This window comes from Asanoa sp. NPDC050611, assembly GCF_040654855.1.
Taxonomy (GTDB): domain Bacteria; phylum Actinomycetota; class Actinomycetes; order Mycobacteriales; family Micromonosporaceae; genus Asanoa.
The window spans coordinates 1-19,224 of the sequence record NZ_JBFAIU010000130.1 but is presented as its reverse complement, the minus strand read 5'-3'; the positions used below and the strand labels follow the sequence as shown (position 1 = coordinate 19,224).

Genomic DNA, 19,224 nt, shown 5'->3' with positions numbered 1-19,224 from the left:
GCCGACGGTCGGTCCCGCCGGCCAGCAGCTGGCCGGGTTCGGCGACCGGTTCCTGGCCTACCTGATCGACGGGTTGATCGTCGGCATGGCCTGGCTCGTGCTCGCCTGCCCGATCATGATCTTCGCGCTGATCCTGCCGTTGACCCGCCTCGACGACGACGGCCAGCTCACCGGCGCCGCCGTCGCCTGGCTCCTGGCGGGCTACGCGGCGCTGTTCCTGCTGCAGTTCGTCCTGATCTATCTCTACTTCGTCGAGTACCACCTGCGAACCGGACAGACGGTCGGCAAGCGGGTGATGTCACTGCGGGTGCAGCCGATCCAGCCGGAACGGGCACTCGACCGCGGCATTCTGGCCCGCCGTTTTCTCGTGCAGTTCGTCGCCGGCGGGTTCGTGCCCTTCTTCTCCTGGATCGACGGGCTGTGGCAGCTGTGGGACAAGCCGCTCGCACAGACCCTCCACGACAAGGCGGCCGAGACAGTGGTAGCTAAGGTCGTCCAGTGAGCTCAGTGTCCCCGGGCTGGTACAAGGACCCAGCCGAACCCACCACCCAGCGCTACTGGGACGGTGAGGGCTGGATCGGCGCGCCCATTCCCGCCGACGCGACGCCACCCGACGGCCCGCCCGAGATCCCGCCACCACCGCCACCGGCGACCGAGGTGACCGCGGCCGTGCCGGGCACCGGCGACGCCGCCGCCATACCCACCTCGCCCGGCGGGCCGGCCGCGACACCGGGCGGCTACGGCGCCCCGCCGCCACCGACCTACCCCGGCTACGGCCCGCCACCGCCCAACGGCCAGCCCGGCTACGGGCAGCAGGGCTACGGCCAGCAGGGCTACGGGCACCCCTACCCCCCGGTGCAGACCCTGCCGCCCCAGGCACCCGCCGCACCGGTCGGCGTCCTGGCCTCCCCCGGCCTGCGGCTGGTCGCCCGCTTGATCGACATTTTCGCGGTGCTGGTGCTCAATGCCGTGGTCAACGGCTGGTTCATCTACCAGTACTGGCAGGAGCTGCTCCCGTTCTACCGGGAGGCGACCGAGCGCGCCGAGAACGGCGAGTCGTTCAGCTCGCTCATGCAGATGACGCCGAGCGCCGAGGCCAGCCGCCTCCAGCTGGTGATCCTGATCATCGCCTGCGCCCTGTGGTTCGCCTACGAGGTGCCAGCCGTCGCCAACAGCGGCCAGACCCTCGGCAAGCGGATCGTCGGCCTGCGCGTGGTGCGCGTCGACGGCCAGCCCAAGCTGGGCTTCGGCCGCTCGCTGCGCCGTTGGAACATCCTCGGCCTGCCCACGCTGTTCTGGACGTGCTGCGTCGGCTTCGTGTGGCAGATCGTCGACTGCTTCTGGCTGACCGTCGACCGGCCGCTGCACCAGGCCCTACACGACAAGGCCGCGCGGACCGTCGTGGTCGTCGCCAACCCCCGCCCGCCGGCCGGCGCCAGCCCGCCGCAGACTCCTGGAGGCTCGTCATGACCCCCCGACTCACCCGGGCCGACCTCGACGCGCTGCCCAGCTACGTGCCCGGGCGCAGCCCCGCCGACCTGGCCCGCGAGCTCGGGCTGCCGCAGGCGATCAAGCTGGCCAGCAACGAGGTGCCGTACGGCCCGCTGCCCGGCGTCGTCGAGGCGGTCGCCGAGGCCGCGGCCAACGCGCACCGCTACCCGGACATGGGCGTCGTGGAGCTGCGCGAGGCGTTCGCGGAGCGGCTCGGCGTCGACGCCGAGCGGGTCGCCACCGGCTGCGGCTCGGTCGCGCTGGCCGAGCACCTGGCCCGGGTCACCTGCCTGCCCGGCGATGAGATCCTCTACTCGTGGCGGTCCTTCGAGGCGTACCCGATCATCGCCGCCACGGCCGGCGCGACGAGCGTGCGCGTCCCGAACACCGGTGGGCACGGGCACGACCTGCGGGCGATGTCGGCGGCGATCACCGATCGCACCCGGCTCATCTTCGTCTGCAGCCCCAACAACCCCACCGGTACGGCGATCCCGCACGCGGAGCTGACCCGGTTCCTCGACACCGTGCCGGACGACGTGCTGGTCGTGCTCGACGAGGCCTACCGCGAGTTCGTCACGGACCCCGACGTGCCCGACGGCCTGGTCGCGCACGGCCACCGGCCCAACGTCGTCGTGCTCCGCACGCTGTCCAAGGCGTGGGGCCTGGCCGGCCTGCGGATCGGCTACCTGGTCGCCCAGCCGACCGTGGCGGCCGCGGTGCGTAAGGTGGTCACGCCGTTCTCGACCAGCGCCGTGGCCCAGGCGGCCGCGCTCGCCGCGCTGCGGCAGGCCGACGAGGTCGCCCGCCGCTGCGCGCTGGTGATCGCCGAGCGCGACCGGGTCACCACCGCGATCCGCGAGCTCGTCCCGGACGTGCCAACCTCGCAGGCGAACTTCGTCTGGCTGCCGCTGGGCGCCGGTTCGGCCGAGTTCGGCGCCGCGTGCGAGAAGCAGGGCGTGATCGTCCGCCCGTTCCAGGGCGACGGTGTCCGCGTCACGATCGGCACCCCGGAGGAGAACGACGCCTTCCTGGCGGCCGCCGCCACCGCGCTTTAGGTGATCGCGAGGATGACCGGCTGCGGGTCGAAGTAGTAGTCGGCGTCGTCCTTCTTCGTGACGTCGGCCAGGCGCTCGGTCAGGAGATAGCGACCCACCGCGTACGAGTACCCGGGCACCCAGTCCGTGGCCTCGGCGAAGTAGGTGTAGCGGAACCGGGACAGCTCCGACCCGGAGGCCGCGTCGATGGTGAGCAGGTCGCGGTCGGCCGTGAGCACGTAGACGCGGCCGACGGTGGCGGCGAGGATCCGCGCGTCGGGGCCACCCAGGTCATGCCGCCAGCGTGGCGAGCCGTCGCCGGCACCGGTCGCGGTGACTATGGTGCCCTCGACCGCGACCGCCATGCCGTCGAACAGGAAGGCCCCGGGGGCGGCCAGGCCGGCGGGTGAGCCACCGGCGGCGTCCGCCGCGGCACCGGCCTGCTTGGTCTCGCGGTTCGCGAACAGCCAGGCGGTCGCCTCGCTCGCCGCGTTGATCCGCAGCCCGGCGCATTCCGTGCGCGGCGCGGCGCAGTCGAGCGGATCGAGCACCGGCTCGGCGGCCGGGTTCGGCGGGACGTCGATCGTGCCCGCGGCCGCTCCGGTGCCGGCGTCGAACAGCCGGACCGCCTCGTCGCAGGCGCGCAGCACCGCCACGCGGCCGTCGGAAGTCGTGAAGCCGGTCGGATCGGGCTTGCCGACGCAGGGCTGGGCCGGCGCCCGCCAGCCCGCGGTGCCGTCGGCCACGGCGTACGCCTGCGTGCCGGTCGGTCCGGCCACCACCACGGTGTCGCCGGATAGGAACAGGCCCGGCGGTGCGTAGACGGTGCTGGCGCCGGTGCGCCGGCCGGCGTACGCGGTGACCGCCGGTTTCTCGCCCTTGGCCCGCCAGGTGTCGCTCCCGGTGCGGGCGTCGAGCCCCACCAGCTCGCCGTCGGACCAGCGGGTGACCACCGTGCCGCCGGCGGCGACGACCCCGACCAGCTCGGCCGGCCAGCGCCGGAACGACCAGTACGGCGTGTTGAGGTAGCGCGAGTCGACCGGCCCGTCGGCGCGGACCTGGCGCTTGTCGGCGATCACCCGGAGCCGGCCGTCGACGACCAGCGGTGCGGCCGGCAGCGTGCCGAGCACGGCCGGCGGGCGGGGGGTGGGTGCCGCGGGGTACCCGATGGTCGGCTCGGCCAGGACCTCGCCAGGCGCGAAGACCCGGTAGACGACGAGGGCGGCACCCGCGACCAGGACAAGGCCGGCGAGCACCGCGACCAACCGGCGCCGGGCCGCTACCACCACGGTGGGCACCCTACCGAAGCGGTGCACCGGCCGGGACGATGGTGCCGCGAACCGTGCCGAGGCCGACGGTGACGCCGTCCGGGCCGGGCGCCGTCGCGGTGATCGTCACCGTGTCGCCGTCCTCGAGGAACGTCCGCTTCGTGCCGTCGTCGAGCGCGACCGGTTCGGCGCCACCCCACGTCAGCTCGAGGAACGAGCCGGTCTCGGCGCGGGCAGGCCCGGAGACCGTCCCGGAGGCGAACAGGTCGCCGGTGCGCACCGCGGCGCCGTTGACGGTCAGGTGGGCGAGCTGCTGCGCCGGGGTCCAGTACATGCCGGCGAACGGCGGACGGCTGACCACGGTGCCGTTCCAGTCGACCTCGAGCCGCAGGTCGAGGCCGAGGTGCGGGATGTCACGCAGGTACGGCAGCACCGGCGGGTCCTGCTCGGGTGCTGGCACCCAGGCGTCGGCAAGCGCGTCGAGCGGCACGACCCACGGGGACACCGAGGTGGCGAACGACTTGGCCAGGAATGGGCCGAGCGGCCGGTACTCCCAGGCCTGCAGGTCCCGGGCGGACCAGTCGTTGACGAGCACGATGCCGAACACGTGGTCGGCGAACCCGTCGACCGGCACCGGCGTGCCCAGCGCCGACGGCGCCCCGACGACGAAGCCGACCTCGGCCTCGATGTCGAGCCGGGTGGACGGGCCGAAGACCGGGCCGTCGGGGGTGGCCCGCTGGCCGTTGGGGCGGGTCACCGGAGTGTCGGAGACGACGACCGTGCCACCGCGCCCGTGGTAGCCGATCGGCAGGTGCTTCCAGTTGGGCAGCAGCGGCGCCTCGTCGGGGCGGAAGATCCGGCCGACGTTGCTCGCGTGCTCCTCCGACGAGTAGAAGTCGACGTAGTCGCCGACCTCGAACGGCAGCATGAGCTGGACCTCGGCCAGCGGTAGCAGCAGCGGCGCGACGGCCGCGCGGTGCGCCGGGTCGGTGAGCAGCTCCGTCAGCCGCGTGCGGACCGCGCTCCACTGTGGGCGGCCCAGCGCGAGGAACGGGTTCAGCGTCGGTGCGCGCAGGGCGCCGCCGGCGAGCACCAGGCCGGCCGCCTCGGCGCCGTCGAGGTCGAGCAGGGAGTCGCCGATGCGTACGCCGATCCGCGGTGGCTTCGCGCCGTGCCGGAAAACGCCGTAGGGCAGGTTGTGCACGCCGTACGGCGAGCCCGCCGCACCCGGAACCCAGGTCATCCCTCGTACCCCCCGTTCACCAGGCCGAGCCGGATCAGGTCGGTCAGCGGTTCGATCATGCTGCACGAGCCGAACCCGACCCAGAGCCCCCGGGGCTGGTCGCGGCGGGCCCGGGCGGGCTCGATCAGCGGCACCGCGTCGGTCGCGGCGAGCAGCTCGGCCACCTCGGCCACCTCACCGCCGTCGGCCGCGAGCCCCGCCGCGACCAGGATGTTGAGGAAGCCGTGATGGGTGAAGCCGGTCTCCGGGTCGGCGTGCCGGATCGCGTGGTGCAACCCGGCCGTCAGCTTGAACGGCAGCTCCCGCTCGCGGCACGCGCAGATCACCGCGGCCAGCTCGACCGGGGTCGGGAACAGCTCGGCAGCGAGCCCGCCGGTGCGGAACTTGGCCGCGACCCGGGCGCCGGCGCGGCGGGCCTCCGCGATCGTGTCGAGGCCCGCCAGGAGGCCGAAGGTGAGCGGCACCTCGGCGTAGACGTCCTGCTCGGGCAGGCGGGCGGCGAGGTCGAGGATGCGGGCGATGCCGGGCTGCGGGTCCTCGCCGCGCTTGGCCACGGCCGCCTCGACCTGGCGGACGTCCACGCGCGGGTCGTCGGGCGGGCCGAGCCGCTCGATCGGCAGGTCACCGATGATCCCGATGGCCATGCGCTCGTCGGGGTCCAGCAACGCCGTCAGCGCGTCGACCGAGCTGGCCGGCACGAGCAGCGGGCCGACCAGGTCCGCGTACCAGGCGCCGCGGTGTTCCCGGTGTGCCGTGACCGCGTCGGGCAGCGCGGCGTTACCAGGCGGGAAGACCGCCGCGTCGTCGACGAGGCGGTGGAACAGCGGGGCGATCAGCGGCTGGTCGGTGGGTGTCCGGCGATCGGTTGACACGGTTACAGAACTTAGTGGACGCTACAAGAAACGGACAACGACGTCCGATTATCGGACGCGGACGGGAGGTCGGCATGCCCTACTACCGCAGCGTCGGCGAGGTGCCCCGCAAGCGGCACACCCAGTTCCGGCAGCCCGACGGCAGCCTGTACGCCGAGGAGCTGATGGGTCAGGAGGGCTTCTCGTCCGATTCGTCGCTTCTCTACCACCGTGCGATGCCGACCGCGATCGTGGCCGCCGAGGAGTTCGACCCGCCGGCCTGGACCCGCACGCCGAACCGCCCGCTCAAGCCGCGCCACCTGCGCACCCACAAGCTCGACACCGCCGGCGCCGACCCGGTGCTGGGCCGGGCGCACCTGCTGGCCAACGACGACGTGCGGATCTCGTACGTAACCGCCGACCGCCCGTCGCCGCTCTACCGGAACGCGGTGGGCGACGAGTGCCTGTACGTCGAGGCCGGCGCGCTGCGGGTCGAGTCGACGTTCGGCGTCCTGGACGCCACCGCGGGCGACTACGTGATCATCCCGACCTCGGTGATCCACCGGCTGGTGCCGACCGGCGAGTCGCCGGTGCGGCTGCTGGCGATCGAGGCGACCGGCCACATCGGGCCGCCGAAGCGCTACCTGTCGGTGCGCGGGCAGTTCCTGGAGCACGCGCCCTACTGCGAACGGGACATCCGCGGGCCCTCGGCACCGATGCTGGCGGACGGCGAGGACGTCGAGGTGCTGGTGCAGCACCGGCGTGGGTGGACGAAGCACGTCTACGCACGGCACCCCTTCGACGTGGTCGGCTGGGACGGCCACCTCTACCCGTGGGCGTTCTCCATCCACGACTTCGAGCCGATCACCGGGCGGGTGCACCAGCCGCCGCCCGTACACCAGACGTTCCAGGGCCCGAACTTCGTGATCTGCTCGTTCGTCCCCCGCAAGGTGGACTACCACCCGCTGTCGATCCCGGTGCCCTACAACCACCACAACGTCGACTCGGACGAACTGCTGTTCTACACGGGCGGCAACTACGAGGCGCGGCGCGGGTCCGGGATCGAGCAGGGCTCCATGTCGCTGCACCCGTCCGGCTTCACCCACGGCCCGCAGCCGGGCGCCGCGGAGCGGTCGATCGGCATCGACTACTTCGACGAGCTGGCGGTCATGGTCGACACGTTCCGCCCACTGGACCTCTGCGACGCCGCGCTGTCGTGCGAGGACACGGGCTACGCGTGGACCTGGTCGGGCCGCGGGCCGGCCTAGGGGGTGTCTCGTGGATCAGGGTGGTGCCCCGCCTGGGTCCGGCGGGGTGCCGGCATGATCCACGAGACACCCCCTAGAACCGGATCCGGGCGACCACCGCGATCGCGGCCAGCGCGGTCGCGGCGAGGGCGACGGCCACGGCCCAGGGTGAGCCGCTGGCGCCGTACGCGATGACGCCCAGCGGTCCGGCGACGGTCGCGCAGCCGGCGACCGTCGACGCGCGGTCACGGCGGAACATCTCGCGCGGCGTGCCCGGCAGGCGGTTGGCGAACAGTGCGACCAGGCCCAGGCCGGCGAGGCCCAGCACCACGGCGACCACCCGCGAAGTGGCGGGATGGACGTTGTGCAGCACCGCGGCCAGCATCGCCACCGGCACGACGAAGGCGCCCACGTAGAGCGCCAGCCAGCCGATCGCGGTCTCGGGCGTCGGGCACAGATTGCGGGCAGCGGGCTCGGGGATCGCGTAACGGACGAGGTGGGCGCTCGACGCGAGCGCCGGGTCGAGCCGCAGCGCCTCGTCGCGGGCCTGCTCGGCCAGGTCGGTGAGCTGGAGGCGGCCGGCGATGCTGGACAGCACCAGGTGGGCCCGGGCGTCCCCGGGCGCGAGGTTGACCGCTTGCCACGCGGCGTCGAGGGCCCGCTGGCCGTTGCGGGCCTCGCCGAGGATCGCGGCACCGTGGAGTTGGGCGACGGGGTCGTCGGGGCCGCCGTCGAGAATCCGCTCCGCGACCGCGGCGGCCTCCTTGAACCGGCGCAGCTGCAGGAGCGCCTCGCCCTCGGTCACCCGCGGCTGCAGCTCGGCCGGCGCCGCCGCGACCGCCCGCTCGGCGGCCGCCAGCGCGGGCTCGGGCCGGTCGGCGGCGAGCTGGATGGCGGCCAGCAAGGCCAGGGCGGTGCCGTCGGCGGGGTCCGCGCGCAGCGCCGGGTCGAGCTCAGCCACGGCCTCGTCGAAATGCCCCAGGTCCGCGAGCAGCTCAGCTCGGCGCAGGTGGCCCTCGGTGGGATCGGCCTCCATCCCGTTCACACGTCCGAGCGTAGCGGTCGTGATCAGGCGGCGGGATCGAGCGGGGTTCGCGCGGTTCTCAGGCGGCGGCGGAATGCAGCAACGCCACCGCCAGACCGGCCAGGCCCTCGCCGCGGCCCGTCAGGCCGAGGCCGTCGGTGGTGGTGCCCGAGACGGTCACCGGCGCGCCGGCCGCCGCGCCGAGCACCTGCTGTGCCTCGTCGCGGCGGGGGCCGATCTTCGGGCGTACGCCGATGACCTGGATCGAGATGTTGCCGATGGCGAATCCGGCCGCGCGCACCCGGCGGGCGGCCTCCGCCAGCAGCGTGACGCCGGAGGCGCCGGCGAACTCCGGGCGGTCGACGCCGAAGTTGCTGCCGAGGTCGCCGAGGCCGGCCGCGGAGAAGAGCGCGTCACAGGCCGCGTGCGCGGCCACGTCGCCGTCGGAGTGGCCGGCCAGGCCGTCGACGCCCGGCCAGAGCAGGCCCGCGACCCAGCACTCCCGGCCGGCTTCGAAGGCGTGCACGTCGGTGCCGATGCCGACCCGAGGAAGCTCCACGCGGGCAGCCTATTCGGTGGCCAGCAGGTGCTCGGCGAGCAGCAGGTCGAACGGACGGGTGATCTTGAGCGCGTGTTCGGAGCCTGGGACGCAGGTCACGCGTACGCCCTGCTTCTCGACCAGGCCCGCGTCGTCGGTGAGCGGGTCCACGGCGGCGGCGTGCGCGGCGGCGAGGACCTGCCGGCGGAAGCCCTGCGGCGTCTGCACCGCGCGCAGCGGCGACCGGTCGACGGTGCCGCGGACGGCGTCGTCGGGGCCGACCTCCTTGATCGTGTCGACGACGGGCAGCACCGGGATCACCGCCTCGGCGCCCGCGCGGACGGCGGCGGCCACGGACTCGACCAGGTCGGGCGGGGCGAGCGCCCGGGCGGCGTCGTGCACGAGGACGATCGGCAGGTCGGCGGGGACGGCGGCCAGCGCGGCCGCGACGGACGCCTGCCGGTGTGCGCCGCCCGCGACCACCGTGACGGGTGCGACCGCCGCGAGCATGGCGCGGACGGCGGCCACCTCGTCGGGCGGTGCGGCCACCACGACGGCGGCGACCGACGGTGCCCGGCAGATCCGGCGCAGCGCGTGCACGAGCAACGGCTCGCCGCCGAGGAGCCGGAGTGCCTTGGGTGCGCCGGGGCCGAGCCGGGTGCCACTGCCCGCGGCTGGAACGAGGACCGCGACGTCACCGCGCGGGTTGAGCTGCGCGGTCACGTCGCGGTCCTCGGTCTTGTGTGTTGAAGAACGGGCGTCAGGCCTCGGTGAGCACCTTGTCGAGGAGGATCTCCGCCTCGTCCTTGGTGCTCTTCTCGGCGAGCGCCACCTCGCCGACCAGGATGTCGCGTGCCTTGGCGAGCATGCGCTTCTCGCCCGCCGACAGGCCCCGCTCCCGCTCGCGGCGCCACAGGTCACGCACGACCTCGGCGACCTTCAACGGGTTGCCGGAAGCCAACTTTTCCAGGTTTGCCTTGTAACGCCGCGACCAGTTGGTCGGCTCTTCGGTGTGCGGAGCACGGAGCACATCGAAGACCTTGCCCAGGCCCTCTTCCCCGACCACCTCACGAACGCCAACGATCTCGGCGTTTTCGGCGGGCACCCGCACCGTCAAGTCACCCTGAGCGACCCTGAGAACGAGGTAGAGCTTTTCCTCGCCCTTGACGACCCGAGTCTCGATTGCCTCGATGAGTGCGGCCCCGTGGTGGGGGTAAACAACGGTCTCGCCGACACTGAAAACCATAGGTTCGAAACCCCTTTCGCTGTGTCTAGGGTAACACGCGGGAGCACCGATGTCCCATCCCGGTCCTGACCGTTAGTGCAGCTCAGAGGGCTTGTGACAGGTCTTTCTCAGGCTTGACACGCTCCGCGTCGGCCTTTTCCAACACGCTGAGTAACCTTCGGGTTACCAATCCGCAGGGGCCTCGTCGATATCGGACGCGAATGCTTCCCACCTCTAAGGGTAACCCGCAGGGGTCCTTTGCCGCCTGCCAGCGCGCGGACCGGCGGTCCCTCGCCAAGATCGAACCGCAGCGAACTGTGGCGCTCATCGGGCTCGTGCGCCACTCTTGAAGCAGACGCGACTTCGCGCGCGGCAACATAGGGCGCAGGGGGCAGCATGGGCACGCCGCACGACGGTGACAGCGGGCCCTTCGACGAGCTTCCGGAGCTGCCGCCCGACGTCCGGATCCCCGACGACGCGTCCGAGCTCGCCGACGAGGCCGCGCAGGTGCGCCAGGAGCTCCGCGAGGAGCGCGTCGGCGGTTCCCGGTCCGGTGCGCGGGTCTTCTCCGGCGGCGGGTTCCGCGGCAGCGTCCCGCCGGAGGGCGGCGCGGCCGCGACCGAGCCGGCCTCCCTGCGCATCCCGTTAATGATCATGACTGCGGCGCTGCTGGCCGCGGTGATCAGCTTGTTCGCCGCGGCGTGGCCGAGCCAGCGGCGCGGCGTGGCACCGACGGCCAGCTCCAGCCCGGTCGCCACGACCGCCGCGCGCCCGGTGCTGCCCGCCCTTGACCTCCTCGACGACCAGGGCAACAGCGTGCCGCTGGCGACCCTGCTGCCGGCCGTGCTGATCCTCGCCGAGGACTGCCCGTGTGCCGCCGCGATCGCGGCCGAGGCCCCACCCGGGGTGACGGTCGTCGCGGTCGGCTCCGCACGCAGCGGCGCTCCACTCCCGTCGACGGCGACCCTGCCCGGCCCGGCGACCGCCCCGGTGCGCCGGCTGCGGGACCCCGGTGGCCTGGCCGACTTCGTCGCGGCGGTGGCGACGCTCGGCCCGGCCACGCCGGTGGCCCTGGTCGCCCGCTCCGGCGAGCTCACCCAGCTCGTCGACAGCAGCACACCGACCAGCGCGTACGCCGCGGATCTGGCCTTCCTGCCCGCTCGCTAGGTATGCCTAGGCGCGCCCAGGTGCCCGGGTAAGTACCCCTGAGCCCGCAAGTTAGGGAATGGCTCCCGATGTCCGGCGGCCCGCCACGGCCGAACATGGATACATCAGCGAACACCACCAAGGAGCGCACGATGTATCAGAACCCGGAGCTCATGCTCACCCTGGCCCACGACCACCAGCGCGACCTGATCGCCGAGGCCGACCGCACGCGGTTGTTCAGCCGGATCAACCGCGCTCGCAAGGCGCAGCGCGGCTCCCATGCGCGCTCGACCCGAGGGCCTTCCCACTGATGACCGGCCGGCGCGACCATCGCGCCGGCCGGTTTCGCATTCACGGCGTACGCAGCAGCAGGCTCGCGTAGAGGGTCAGGCCCGGGCCGAAGGCCAGGGTGACGATCCGCCGGGGCGGGTCGGCCTGCCGGCGCAGCCGCTCCACGATCAGCAGCACGGTCGGCGACGAGCAGTTGCCGTGCTCGGCCAGGGTCGCGCGGGACGCCGCCATCTGGTCGACGGTCAGCTCCAGCTCCCGTTCGACGACGTTGAGGATGCGCGGGCCGCCCGGGTGCACGGCCCAGCCGTCGACGTCCGACCGGCGCAGCCCGTGCCGGGCCAGCAGGTCGTCGACCAGCGTCCGCACGTGCTGCGCGAGCACCTGCGGCACCTTGGGCGACAGGCCCATGCGGAAGCCCAGGTCGGTCACGTCCCAGGTCATCTGGTCCGCGGTGGCGGTGTCGGTGACCGCGGCCACCTCCGCCAGCTCGTACCCCTGACCGCCGGGCGTCACCACGACGGCGGCCGCGGCGTCGGAGAAGAGCGCGTGCGCGACGATCTGCTGCGTGTCGAACCGCGTGGCCGCCGGCTGGATGTGCAGGCTGGTCAGCTCGGTGCAGAGCAGCAGGGCAGCGCGGCCGCGCGCGGTGACGTAGTCGCCGACCGAGCCGAGCCCCGGCAGTGCCGCGTAGCAGCCCATGTGCCCCACGAACAGCCGCTGCGTGTCGGGCGCCATGCCCAGGTCGCGGCTGAGCAGGATGTCCAGCCCCGGGGTGACGTACCCCGTGCAGGAGCAGACCGCGAACAGCCCGATGTCGTTGATCGACAGGTCGGCGTCGGTCAGCGCCCGGGTCACCGCCTCCTTGCCGAGCGGCATCGCCTCGACCAGATAGCGCTGCATGCGCTTGGCGGTCGGCCAGTCCGAGACGTCCTCGATCAGCGGGCTGACGCAGGCCTGCCGGGTGACCACACCGGAGTTCGCGAAGATCCGCTCGGCCAGCGAGCGCGCCGAGGCCGGGAAATGCTGCCGGAAATAGCCGGTCCAGAGATCCGCCTGACTGGTCGCGGCCGGCAACGACAGCCCGACGCCCGCGATGGTGGGCCTCACCACCGCGGGGCCGATCCGTCGTGGTCCGGGTCGCCGCCCAGCGCCGCGATGCCGAGCCAGTCGGCACAGACGTCCGACGTGGCCGGGTGCAACGAGCCGCACCGGGCGTCCCGGTAGAGCCGCTCCAGCGGGTGCCCGCGCCGGGTCGCCGACGTGCCCGCCGCCTCCAACATCGACGCGGCCACCTCGGCCGCCGTGGTCCCGGCGAGCAGCTTCGCCCGCCACACCCAGCGGTTCGTCTCCGGCTCGCCGGGCTCCTCGTCGACCCGGCGGCCGGCCTCGGCGACCACCAGGCGGGCGGCGGCGACCGCCGCGTCGGCCCGGCCCACGCGGGCCCGGACCGCCGGCAGGTGGGTCAGCTTGCGGGCGTTGAGGTGCTCGACCGCCGCGTCGATCGAGGCCTGGGCAACCCCGACGTAGACGGCCGCGTAGCTGGCGATCAGCCAGTGCGGCATGAGCTGGGCCACCACCAGGGCCAGCCCTTCCATGCCGCCGAGCAGGCGGTCGGCCGGCACGGTCACGTCGAGGTGCAGGTCGTGCGAGGCGGTGGCGCGCATGCCGAGCGAGTCCCAGGTGCGCTCGACCTGCAGGCCGGGGCTGTCGGCGGGCACCAGGAACTGCGAGACCACCGACTGGTCGCCGATGCTGCGGGCGGCCACCAGGTACGCGTCGGCGTGCCCGGCACCCGAGCAGAACGTCTTCGCGCCCTTGATGTGGTAGCCGCCCTCCACCGGCTCGTACGTGGTGGCCAGCTGGGACAGCCGGGAGCCGGCCCCGCGCTCGCTCATCGCCACGCCGTACCACGAGCCGGCCGCGGCGTCGGCGAGCAGCTTGTCGCGGGCGGCCAGCGCGCTGTCCGGCAGCCCCAGCGACTCGGCCAGCTCGGCGCTGACCGCGCCCAGGGCGCCGGTGACCGACGCGTGCATGTTGAACACCAGCGCCGCCGCGCCGTTGCCGCGCGCCAACTCGTACGCCACCGCCGTGTACTCGGCGAAGCTGGCCCCCGCGCCACCGAGCGCCTTGGGCACCATCAGCCCGAAGAGCCCCGCCGCGCGGAGGTCGGCGAAGTCGTCGACGGGAAAGTCGCCCGCCCGGTCGTAGTCGCCCGCGCGGGCCGCCATCCGCGGCGCGACCCGCCGCGCCGATTCGAGCGCGTTCATGTGCCCCCTCCGCCTTGCCCATTCTGTCCTAATTGTTCTTTACGCCGCGACCTTGGTAGAGCACCGCGGTGCTGGCGACGGGAACGATCCGCCGCCGACCCGGCACCGGCCGGCGCCCGGCCAGCCAGCCGGCGACCGCCGGGACCGACGGCCGGATGCCGCGCACCTCCAGCCGCACGCCGTGCCGGGCGCACAACCGGGTGAGCCGAGCCGGATCGACGAAGAGGCCGGGGTCGTGGATACCCCTTGGCGCGCGCGGCATGCGCTCGGCCACGTGCACCGCGAGAACCCGGCTGACCGCGGTGTCGTTGAGGGTGTCGAGCACGAGCAGCCCACCCGGGCGCAGCACCCGGCACAGCTCGGCCACCGTCCCGGGCAGGTCGGGTACGTGCTCGAGGATCTCGCCGGCGACCACCACGTGCGCGCTGGCCGTCGCGAGCGGGATGGCCGCGGCGTCGCCGGCGACCGGGGTGACGCCGTGGCTGGCCGCCTGCTCCAGCGCGGAGGGCACGACGTCGACGCCGACGTGGTGGTAGCCGTGGTCGCGCAGGTGCGGCGCGAGCAGCCCGGCGCCGCAGCCGACGTCGACGAGCAGGGCGCCCGGCTCGGCGGCCGGCGGCACCAGCCGGGCCCGGGCCTCGGCGAGCCAGTGCAGCATCGCGAAGGGGCCGTCCGGCCGCCACCATTCGCCGGCCAGGTCGTGGTACTGGCGCGGGTCGTTGCGGGGGCGCGGTAACCGCATTTCCCAAACGGTACAGGCAGGTCATGCCTGGCACGACCGTTGCCGAACCGGCAGACTTCGGGTCATGTCATGGTCATTCCGGGCCCTGGTGCGCGCCTCCCATCCGGAGCCGGCGGTGGCGGTCACCACCGTCACCGCGCTGCTCGCCTGGGGTGTCGGGCACGACGCCGCGGGGATCGCCCGGACGGCGGCCGCCGTGTTCGCCAGCCAGCTCGCCATCGGCTGGGTGAACGACTGGCTCGACGCCGACCGGGACCGGTCGGTCGGGCGTGTCGACAAGCCCGTCGCGACCGGTGCGATCGACCGGCGGCTGGTCGGCCGCTGCGGCCTGGCCGCCTCGGTGGCCTGCGTGCTGCTGTCGCTGACCACGGGCTTCCCGGCCGCGCTGCTGATGATCACGGCACTGGTCTCCGCGCTGCTCTACGACTGGCCGCTGAAGCTGACCGCGCTGTCGGTCCTGCCGTACGCCGTGTCCTTCGGCCTGCTCCCCGCGTTCGTCGTGGTCGCCCTGCCCGGCGCGCCGGCCCCGCCCGCGTGGCTCGTGCTGGCCGGTGCGCTGCTCGGCGGCGGCGCCCACTTCGCCAACGCGCTGCCCGACCTCGACGAGGACAGCCGGACCGGCGTACGGGGGTTGCCGCAACGGCTCGGCCCGGCCGGCTCGCGACTGGCCGCCGCGGTGCTGCTGCTCGCCGCGACGGTCGCGCTCGTCGCCGGTCCGGCCGGTCCGCCGTCCTGGTCGGGCGTCGCGGCCGTCGTCGCCGCCGCGGTGGTGCTGCCGCTCGGTTGGTACGCCGGACGCGCGGCGGCGGCCAGGGGAAACCGGCCCGTGGCGATGTTCCGCGCCGTGATGGCCGTGGCCGTGATCGACGTCATCCTGCTCGTGGCGAGCGGTCGCGTGGTGTGACCGTCCGGGCGCGGCGCGCGCTGCGTGCGGGTCGATCGTCCATGGCGGATCACGCCCCACTACCCTGGAGCGCGGCCAGCCGGGGTGGCCCCGGCCTGCATTTCGAGGAGGAGCGACGTGACGCGCTCGAAGTTCGGGACCCGCCGTCGCGCGGTGCTGCTCGCCGGCCTGGCCGTCGCGGCCTCCGCGAGCCTGCTGCTGACGGGCTGCGGATCCGGCCAGGTCTCCTCGACGGCCGACACCGCGCCGGCGATCGACGGCGTCGACACCGACGTCGCCGCGTCGAACGGCGGCAGCTTCAGCGTGCGGAACCTGACCGTCGACTTCAAGCTCGACGGTTACCCGGCCGGCTCGGACGCCCGGCTCGCGGTCGCGCTCTACAACAACACCGGTTCTCCGGTGACCGTACGGGTGACCAGCCCGGGCGCCGCGGACGTGCGCCTGGTCAACCCGAACGCGACGCCGAGCCCGACCGCCGCCGCCGAGCCGACGGCGACGCCGACCGCGACCGCCACGCCGGGTGGCGAGACGGCGACGCCGACCCCGGCCGCACCCCCGCCCGCGCCGGCCCAGCCCGGCGGTCCCGCCGAGCTCACGATCCCGCCCGCGGGCTTCGTCACGCTCAACCAGGCGCAGGGCAGCTTCCTGCTGCTGACCGGCCTGCGGGACGAGCTCAACGACGGCAACACGGTCCCGGTGGTGTTCGACTTCGGCGGCCAGCAGGTCACGACCGAGGCCGGCCTGGCGGTCCCGCTGTCCCCGGTGCCGCGCGGCCCGCGCGTCGTGCCGGACGAGGGCCACGAGGCGGACGTCGCCCCCGAAGGGGGCTGAACTGTCACACCCGCACGTTAGGTTTCGCGGGTGAGCACACGAGCGGCCGCGCGGCCGGCCTATGTCTGCGACGCGTGCGGTCACCAGCCGCCGAAGTGGCTCGGGCGCTGTCCCGAGTGCGGTGAGTGGGGCTCGGTCGTGGAGAGCACGACCGGTCCCGCCGTGGCGGGCAAGGTGGTCGCCACCCGCATGCCGGCCGAGCCGGCCCGGCCGATCGCGACCATCAGCGCCGCACCCGCGCGGGCCCGCCCGACCGGCGTCAGCGAGCTCGACCGCGTGCTCGGCGGCGGCTTCGTGCCGGGCGCGGTGGTGCTGCTCGCCGGCGAGCCCGGCGTCGGCAAGTCCACGCTGCTGCTCGACGTGGCACAGCGCTGGGCGGCCGCCGGCGACACGCCGTCGCTGGTGATCAGCGGCGAAGAGTCGGTGAGCCAGGTCCGGCTCCGCGCCGAGCGGATCGGCGCCCTCGACGAGCGGCTCTACCTGGCCGCCGAGAGCGACCTGTCCGCGGTGCTCGGCCACCTCGACGCGGTCAAGCCCGGCCTGCTGGTGCTCGACTCCGTGCAGACGATCTCGGTGTCCGGCGAGGGCGTCCCGGGCGGCGTCACCCAGGTCCGTGCGGTCACCGCCGCGCTGGTCGCGGTGGCCAAGGAGCGCGGCATCGCCACCGTGCTGGTCGGCCACGTGACCAAGGACGGTCAGGTCGCCGGGCCGCGGGTGCTCGAGCACCTGGTCGACGTGGTGCTGCATTTCGAGGGCGACAAGCACTCGGCGCTCCGGCTCGTCCGCGGCATGAAGAACCGGTTCGGCGCGGCCGACGAGGTGGGCTGCTTCGAGATGCACGAGGCGGGCATCGCGAGCCTGGCGGACCCGTCCGGCATGTTCCTGACCCGCTACGCCGAGGCGGTCCCCGGCACCTGCGTCACGGTCGCGATGGAGGGCCGGCGGGCCCTGGTGACCGAGGTGCAGGCGCTGATCGGCGCCGCCGTCCCTGGCTCGCCGCGGCGCACCGTCTCCGGCATCGACAGCGCCCGGCTCGCCATGGTGCTGGCCGTGCTGCAGACCCGCACCAAGCAGCTCACCCTGCACGACCGCGAGGTGTTCGCGGCGACCGTCGGCGGCATCCGGGTCACGGAGCCGGCGGCCGACCTGGCCATGGCCCTGGCGGTCGCCTCCGGCGGGCTGAACCTGGCCATCTCACCCCGGCTCGCGGCGATCGGCGAGGTCGGGCTCACCGGCGAGGTCCGCCGGGTCGGCGCGGTCCCCCGGCGGCTGGCCGAGGCGGCCCGGCTCGGCTTCCGCTACGCGCTCGTGCCGCCCGACTGCGGCCCCGCCAAGACGGGCGTCGCCGCGCCCGGGCTGCGGGTCGAGGAGGTGTCCGACCTGTCCTCCGCACTGCAATGGGCGGCGCGCTTATCAGCCGAGTGATTCGCCCTATTCACCCCAGCTTGGGGGCCTGTTTACCACCTACGGGCGGCCGTGCGCCCAACCGTGACCGCAGCTAGGTCATGACGGTCCGTAGACTGTTGCCCGTGCCGTTCGACCGCGACTCCAACAAGACCCCTGGCGCGAGCCTGCCGGGCCGCGCTGGTGTCGCCGGCGCACCCCAGCAGCGGGTCGTCGGGTCAGCCGCGCCGGGCCCACCGGCGGCGGGCACCAGCGCCGCGGGCGACCCGCTGCGCGCCAACCTGGCGCTGATGGCGCCGGGCACGGCCCTGCGCGACGGCCTGGAGCGCATCCTGCGCGGCCGCACTGGCGCGCTGATTGTGCTCGGCTACGACAGCGTGGTCGAGGAGATCTGCACCGGCGGCTTCCCGCTCGACGTCGAGTTCTCCGCGACCCGACTGCGCGAGCTGTGCAAAATGGACGGCGCGGTCGTGCTATCCAGCGACGGCACGCGCATCGTCCGGGCCGCCGTGCACCTGATGCCCGACCCGTCGATCCCGTCGGAGGAGTCCGGCACCCGCCACCGCACGGCCGAGCGGGTGGCCAAGCAGACCGGCTTCCCGGTCATCTCGGTGAGCCAGTCGATGCGCATCATCGGCCTCTACGTCAGCGGCCACCGCCACGTCCTCGACGACTCGGCCGCCATCCTGTCCCGCGCCAACCAGGCGCTCGCGACGCTCGAGCGCTACAAGATGCGCCTCGACGAGGTCTCGGGCACGCTTTCGGCGCTGGAGATCGAAGACCTGGTCACGGTCCGCGACGCGGTCGCGGTCGTGCAGCGCCTCGAGATGGTCCGCCGCATCGCCGACGAGATCTCGGGCTACGTGGTCGAGCTGGGCACCGACGGCCGCCTGCTGGCCCTGCAACTCGACGAACTGATGGCCGGCGTCGACGCGGACCGCACGCTGGTCATCCGCGACTACCTGCCGGTGGGCCGCCGCGCCCGCACCCTGGACGAGGCCCTGGTCGAGCTGGACCTGCTCTCGGCGACGGAACTCATCGACCTGGTAGCGGTCGCGAAGGCCATCGGCTACCCGGGCGCCAGCGACGCCTTGGACGCCGCGGTCAGCCCGCGCGGCTTCCGCCTGCTGGCCAAGGTCCCCCGGCTCCCCGGCTCGGTCGTGGACCGCCTGGTCGACCACTTCGGCAGCCTCCAACGCCTCCTAGGCGCCACAGTGGAGGACCTGCAGGCGGTGGACGGCGTAGGCGACGCCCGAGCCCGCGGCGTCCGCGAAGGCCTCTCCCGCCTGGCCGAGGCGTCCATCCTGGAGCGCTACGTCTAAACCAGACTGAGAAATCAGATCTGCGACTCGGGCTCGCGGTGCGCACGACCGCCGCTCCCGCCAGCCACCGCTCCGCTGCCACCTCCGCCGCGCTCACCCTCACCCCAAACACCCACTCCGCCCGCAACAAGATCGACCGACAGCGGAAATGGGAGGCGAGGAAAGCCCGACAGAGCCGCAAACAAAGTGAGAGCGGGGCATCCCCCAACGACACCACCACAGTGGACCGGCCGAACGAGGCGGGCGCCGCGTTGGGACGGGGCGGCGAGACGGTTGGGGCTGCGCGAGCGGGCGCCGCGTCGGGCACGGCCGGCGTGGCAGTTGCGGCCGCAGGGGCCGGGCGCCGCGTCGGGCACGGCCAGCAGCAGCGTGACCACCAGCATGCCGGACGAGATC

General features: G+C 73.8%; 20 protein-coding genes. 10 read left to right on the top strand and 10 right to left on the bottom strand.

The window, feature by feature from the left end; translation table 11 throughout:
- From AB0H87_RS20825 to hisC, 3 genes are all read left to right on the top strand, one after another.
- Positions 1–502, top strand: a 502-nt coding sequence (locus AB0H87_RS20825; protein WP_360147785.1) for an RDD family protein, incomplete at its 5' end; no start/stop codon positions are given.
- A complete protein-coding gene (locus AB0H87_RS20820) occupies positions 499–1,470 on the top strand; it encodes an RDD family protein (RefSeq protein WP_360147782.1) in 972 nt (323 codons plus the stop codon). The genes AB0H87_RS20825 and AB0H87_RS20820, both read left to right, overlap by 4 nt.
- Entirely contained in the window at positions 1,467–2,546 is a 1,080-nt protein-coding gene (gene hisC / locus AB0H87_RS20815) for a histidinol-phosphate transaminase (RefSeq protein ID WP_360147779.1), read from the top strand. Before AB0H87_RS20820 ends, hisC begins: the two co-directional genes overlap by 4 nt.
- Here hisC and AB0H87_RS20810 read toward each other — a convergent pair.
- From AB0H87_RS20810 to AB0H87_RS20800, 3 genes are read right to left on the bottom strand one after another with little or no spacing between them, the layout of a single operon-like run.
- Entirely contained in the window at positions 2,543–3,814 is a 1,272-nt protein-coding gene (locus AB0H87_RS20810; protein WP_360147776.1) for a PQQ-binding-like beta-propeller repeat protein, read from the bottom strand. The genes hisC and AB0H87_RS20810 overlap by 4 nt on opposite strands.
- 10 nt (positions 3,815–3,824) lie before the next feature.
- Positions 3,825–5,036 carry a fumarylacetoacetase gene (gene fahA, locus AB0H87_RS20805; RefSeq protein ID WP_360147773.1) on the bottom strand — a complete coding sequence of 404 codons (1,212 nt, stop codon included), beginning with the start codon at positions 5,034–5,036 and terminating at the stop codon, positions 3,825–3,827.
- Positions 5,033–5,869, bottom strand: a complete 837-nt coding sequence (locus AB0H87_RS20800; RefSeq protein WP_360147794.1) for a hypothetical protein — start codon at positions 5,867–5,869, stop codon at positions 5,033–5,035. Before AB0H87_RS20800 ends, fahA begins: the two co-directional genes overlap by 4 nt.
- A 113-nt stretch (positions 5,870–5,982) precedes the next feature.
- Between AB0H87_RS20800 and AB0H87_RS20795 the strand changes: the two genes are divergently transcribed.
- Positions 5,983–7,155: a cupin domain-containing protein gene (locus AB0H87_RS20795; protein ID WP_360147770.1), complete on the top strand. Its 1,173-nt coding sequence runs from the start codon at positions 5,983–5,985 to the stop codon at positions 7,153–7,155.
- A 73-nt stretch (positions 7,156–7,228) separates the two neighbouring features.
- Here the strand turns inward: AB0H87_RS20795 and AB0H87_RS20790 are convergent, their stop codons facing one another.
- From AB0H87_RS20790 to AB0H87_RS20775, 4 genes are all read right to left on the bottom strand, one after another.
- Positions 7,229–8,170, bottom strand: coding sequence for a tetratricopeptide repeat protein (locus tag AB0H87_RS20790; protein WP_360147791.1), 942 nt, complete (start codon positions 8,168–8,170; stop codon positions 7,229–7,231).
- 67 nt (positions 8,171–8,237) lie between these two features.
- Positions 8,238–8,717: a 2-C-methyl-D-erythritol 2,4-cyclodiphosphate synthase gene (gene ispF / locus AB0H87_RS20785; protein WP_360147767.1), complete on the bottom strand. Its 480-nt coding sequence runs from the start codon at positions 8,715–8,717 to the stop codon at positions 8,238–8,240.
- Positions 8,718–8,726: 9 nt separating this feature from the next.
- Positions 8,727–9,419 carry a 2-C-methyl-D-erythritol 4-phosphate cytidylyltransferase gene (gene ispD / locus AB0H87_RS20780; protein WP_360147764.1) on the bottom strand — a complete coding sequence of 231 codons (693 nt, stop codon included), beginning with the start codon at positions 9,417–9,419 and terminating at the stop codon, positions 8,727–8,729.
- A gap of 37 nt (positions 9,420–9,456) precedes the next feature.
- Positions 9,457–9,942 carry a CarD family transcriptional regulator gene (locus AB0H87_RS20775; RefSeq protein ID WP_203702940.1) on the bottom strand — a complete coding sequence of 162 codons (486 nt, stop codon included), beginning with the start codon at positions 9,940–9,942 and terminating at the stop codon, positions 9,457–9,459.
- A 375-nt stretch (positions 9,943–10,317) separates the two neighbouring features.
- Here AB0H87_RS20775 and AB0H87_RS20770 point away from each other — a divergent pair, with 375 nt between their 5' ends.
- Both AB0H87_RS20770 and AB0H87_RS20765 read left to right on the top strand, forming a co-directional pair.
- Positions 10,318–11,088 (top strand): hypothetical protein, encoded by a 771-nt coding sequence (locus AB0H87_RS20770; RefSeq protein ID WP_360147761.1) that lies wholly within the window; start codon positions 10,318–10,320, stop codon positions 11,086–11,088.
- A gap of 131 nt (positions 11,089–11,219) precedes the next feature.
- Positions 11,220–11,378: a hypothetical protein gene (locus AB0H87_RS20765; RefSeq protein ID WP_360147759.1), complete on the top strand. Its 159-nt coding sequence runs from the start codon at positions 11,220–11,222 to the stop codon at positions 11,376–11,378.
- Between the two features lie 40 nt (positions 11,379–11,418).
- On the opposite strand, the gene AB0H87_RS20760 is transcribed toward AB0H87_RS20765, so the two are convergent.
- From AB0H87_RS20760 to AB0H87_RS20750, 3 genes are read right to left on the bottom strand one after another with little or no spacing between them, the layout of a single operon-like run.
- A complete protein-coding gene (locus AB0H87_RS20760; RefSeq protein ID WP_360147788.1) occupies positions 11,419–12,480 on the bottom strand; it encodes a type III polyketide synthase in 1,062 nt (353 codons plus the stop codon).
- Complete coding sequence (locus AB0H87_RS20755) at positions 12,462–13,625, bottom strand: acyl-CoA dehydrogenase family protein (protein ID WP_360147756.1); 1,164 nt, start codon at positions 13,623–13,625, stop codon at positions 12,462–12,464. Before AB0H87_RS20755 ends, AB0H87_RS20760 begins: the two co-directional genes overlap by 19 nt.
- Positions 13,626–13,653: 28 nt before the next feature.
- The gene (locus tag AB0H87_RS20750; protein ID WP_360147753.1) at positions 13,654–14,367 is read right to left on the bottom strand and encodes a methyltransferase domain-containing protein; all 714 of its coding nucleotides are present in this window, start codon (positions 14,365–14,367) and stop codon (positions 13,654–13,656) included.
- A gap of 64 nt (positions 14,368–14,431) precedes the next feature.
- Here AB0H87_RS20750 and AB0H87_RS20745 point away from each other — a divergent pair, with 64 nt between their 5' ends.
- The 4 genes from AB0H87_RS20745 to disA all read left to right on the top strand — a co-directional run bounded on the left by AB0H87_RS20745 (position 14,432) and on the right by disA (position 18,828).
- The gene (locus tag AB0H87_RS20745) at positions 14,432–15,271 is read left to right on the top strand and encodes a UbiA family prenyltransferase (RefSeq protein WP_360147750.1); all 840 of its coding nucleotides are present in this window, start codon (positions 14,432–14,434) and stop codon (positions 15,269–15,271) included.
- A gap of 117 nt (positions 15,272–15,388) precedes the next feature.
- Positions 15,389–16,102 (top strand): hypothetical protein, encoded by a 714-nt coding sequence (locus tag AB0H87_RS20740; RefSeq protein ID WP_360147747.1) that lies wholly within the window; start codon positions 15,389–15,391, stop codon positions 16,100–16,102.
- A 30-nt stretch (positions 16,103–16,132) separates the two neighbouring features.
- Positions 16,133–17,527, top strand: a complete 1,395-nt coding sequence (radA, locus tag AB0H87_RS20735; protein ID WP_360147744.1) for a DNA repair protein RadA — start codon at positions 16,133–16,135, stop codon at positions 17,525–17,527.
- 104 nt (positions 17,528–17,631) lie between these two features.
- Positions 17,632–18,828 (top strand): DNA integrity scanning diadenylate cyclase DisA, encoded by a 1,197-nt coding sequence (gene disA / locus AB0H87_RS20730; protein WP_360147741.1) that lies wholly within the window; start codon positions 17,632–17,634, stop codon positions 18,826–18,828.
- The last annotated feature ends 396 nt before the right edge of the window (positions 18,829–19,224 follow it).